3 protein-coding genes are annotated in these 2,934 nt (G+C 48.3%); 2 read left to right on the forward strand and 1 reads right to left on the reverse strand.

Features of this window, described 5'->3' with window-relative positions:
* Nucleotides 1-235 (forward strand): hypothetical protein (locus NH344_RS18000; protein ID WP_253028276.1); only part of this gene is annotated, 235 nt, incomplete at its 5' end.
* Between the two features lie 136 nt (nucleotides 236-371).
* Nucleotides 372-1,088, forward strand: coding sequence for a site-specific integrase (locus NH344_RS18005; RefSeq protein ID WP_212715328.1), 717 nt, complete (start codon nucleotides 372-374; stop codon nucleotides 1,086-1,088).
* Nucleotides 1,089-1,141: 53 nt separating this feature from the next.
* On the opposite strand, the gene NH344_RS18010 is transcribed toward NH344_RS18005, so the two are convergent.
* The coding region (locus tag NH344_RS18010) for an AAA family ATPase (RefSeq protein ID WP_253028277.1) at nucleotides 1,142-2,934 on the reverse strand (1,793 nt) is incomplete at its 5' end.

A 2,934-nucleotide genomic window follows, 5' to 3' on the forward strand; every position in this document is an offset into this window, starting at 1 on the left:
CGTCCAGGTGGATAGGCTTTCACCCATAGCGGATGGCTCTCTTGGTTCAGATTCTTGGCGGAACACACTGAATTTTCAAGAGAATACCATCCGCTATCTTCGTTTTCGGGCCGGCCTCATGAATAAGGCGGGTCAATGCCAAATTGCAGGCGGTAATACAGTTTTATTGGTGGGCTCAGGAGAGAGGTTTTTTCAGGCCGACGATTGTCGGATGGAGAGATTTCTACAAGCCTGACCAGCTGTATCAAATTGATGTGAAAGCTCCCAGGCCAAACTCGAAAAGCGACTCTCGATATGCCATACCTTTTTTGCTGAAAGTTCCCAGAAAAGGAAATCCAAAGCTAATTACAAAGCAACAGGTTGGTGACTTGATGGCGCGGGTTCGTGAGCGAACCGAAAGCATACGTCGAAAAGATGCTGACGATGCGATCATGATTCATCAACGTCGGAATGAGCTGATGCTTCGCTGGGCCAGTGAGGGTGGTCTGAGGCGGCTGGAGGTGGTTAGACTGTCAAAGGGCTGCGTTCCTGGGGCTCAGAAGAGCAGTTATAAAAAGCGTGTCGAAGTAGGAATCACTCTTGGTACGAAAAACGGCTCGCACCGCACGATATCGGTGACAGCAGAGCTAATTAACGCGACCAATCAATACATTCACGAAGAGCGTCAAGACATTGTAGATCAAACCAAAAGCGATCCAGATGCTGTTTTCGTGACTGAATATGGCACGGCAATGACAGCAGGTAACTTGTCAAAAATGGTGAGCCGCTGTAGTTCGAGCATCACCCCTCACGACCTACGCAGATATGCGATTTACCGATTTGCCTGTCTGAAATACCAGGAAGAACGGCTACTTGTAAAAGCGAGTGGAGATCGTAAAAAGATAGATGAAGACAGCATTGAACGGGCGTTGGCTGGCTTCGCAGGTCACAATGACTCCCGAACAACCTTTAAATACTACGTGTCATTGGCGAGAGTCTCGACCGAGAGTTCCGCGTATTTGCAGACGATAGGAAGCGAAATCGATGCGCTTAAGGAATTGATTGGGAGCTTAGAGGAGCGTAAGGAAAAGATCACTGAGAGCATGTGATGTGACGCATGTTCTTAGTGATCGGAATAACTATCCGGCGCATTCAGCCTTCTTTAATTTGGTTGAGCGTGTGCGCTCTGCTCAGTGAGGAGATCTACCAGGTATGACATTCGACTGTGATGAGTGCTCTCTCTTACGACAGCAGACTTCATAACTGACCGTGAGCCAACTATGTGCACCTCTTGCTCAGCGCGTGTGATGGCCGTGTAGATCCAAGATCGGTCGATAAGGGGTGAATTGTCCAAGGCGATAACCACTTTTGGAACTTGAGACCCTTGAGTTTTATGTAGTGTCATCGCATAGCCAAGTCGAATGTTATCTAGCAATGCCTTTGTTAGAGTCAAAGCTTCTGTTTTGTCGTCCATCTTGATGATACCCAGATGGTCTTCAGCTTCCTGATCTGCGGACAATAGCCTGCCCAAGCTTCCATTCTGTAGGTCGTTCTCATAGTCATTCTTCAGGCACATGATTGGATCACCAACCCGAAATTCTGTACCCCAAAAGTCACCCCAAATCTCAGGCTTCAGTTGGGTGCCGTCTGGATTTACGGCTGCTTGGCACGACTCATTTATGAGTTTGGTGAGTTCCTTCGTTGGAGCAACAACTTTGCTGTCACGCGGTGAGTGAGCCAAAAGTTCAGTACAGGCTTCTATGATCTCTTCGCGGCTGGAGACTTCATGAAAGTGTATCCTCCCGACTGTCATCTCAGGAGGTAGTTCTCCGTTGCGTATAGTCAGTGAGTAAGCGGGTATGCCCGTTTTTTCGTCTTGACGCTGAACAATATCCAATTCAACGACAGGGCAGACTCGGGAACTGATAATGTCTCGAAGCGGCAGTCCAGCACCAATCGGTGGTAATTGATCAGGGTCTCCGACCAGAAGCAATCTGATCGATGCTGTCGTTTTAATAATGATCTGGTAAAGCGTCGGGAGATCGAGCATTGACGCCTCATCGATGACGAGTAAAGTCGGCTTATCGTCAACTTCAACATTGCGAAGGAACCGTGCAATTGTCATGGTTTTAATGCCAATGCTCTCTCGTAGGCGCGTCGCGGCTCGACCAGACAGAGCCATCGCATATATGTTGTAGTCCAATGCGCGATAGCATTCGATAGTTGTTCTGAGAACTGTCGTTTTGCCGGTGCCTGCACCACCGATAACACAGCTCAGTCCATGCGATAGAGACATTTCCACTGCGTCTGACTGCCGCTCAGTGATAGGAAAGGGTAGGGCCATCGCTGATTCTGTAATAAGGTCATGCTCTTTATCTGATAAGTCTGATTTCGCTGATCCAATTTTGCGCAAACGCTTAGCTACAACGCGCTCCATTATGAGGAGTGCAGTCGAGTGGTATCGACCACTCTTCGAATCATAAGTGATAAACTTTGCATTCTTTCCTGATTCCAGGGCATGGGCGATCACGCCATCATTTGAAGTAGAAAGTATCTTTCCGACACGCCGTTTTAAGTCGGAGGACGTTGCACAAGTATGTCCGCGTCCGCAGTGCTTGATCAAAGCTTGCTCTGTTGCAGCTGCAAAGCGTCTGTCGTCATTTTTACTAAGTCCAAACTGGCTCGTTGCGATCTTCTCTGTTTGTTCGAAAGTCAGGCCGAAAGTCAGCAGAGAGTACGGGTTACACTTTATTTGATCGACAGCACTTTCACCGTGTGCTTTGAAAAGCCTACGTTGAACTGACAGTGGAATGCCGTGGTTGCTTAAACCCGGCTTATTCATGAGGCCGGCCCGAAAACGAAGATAGCGGATGGTATTCTCTTGAAAATTCAGTGTGTTCCGCCAAGAATCTGAACCAAGAGAGCCATCCGCTATGGGTGAAAGCCTATCCACCT

Source organism: Halomonas sp. Ps84H-12 (assembly GCF_024124725.1).
GTDB classification, from domain to species: Bacteria; Pseudomonadota; Gammaproteobacteria; order Pseudomonadales; family Halomonadaceae; genus Vreelandella; species Vreelandella aquamarina.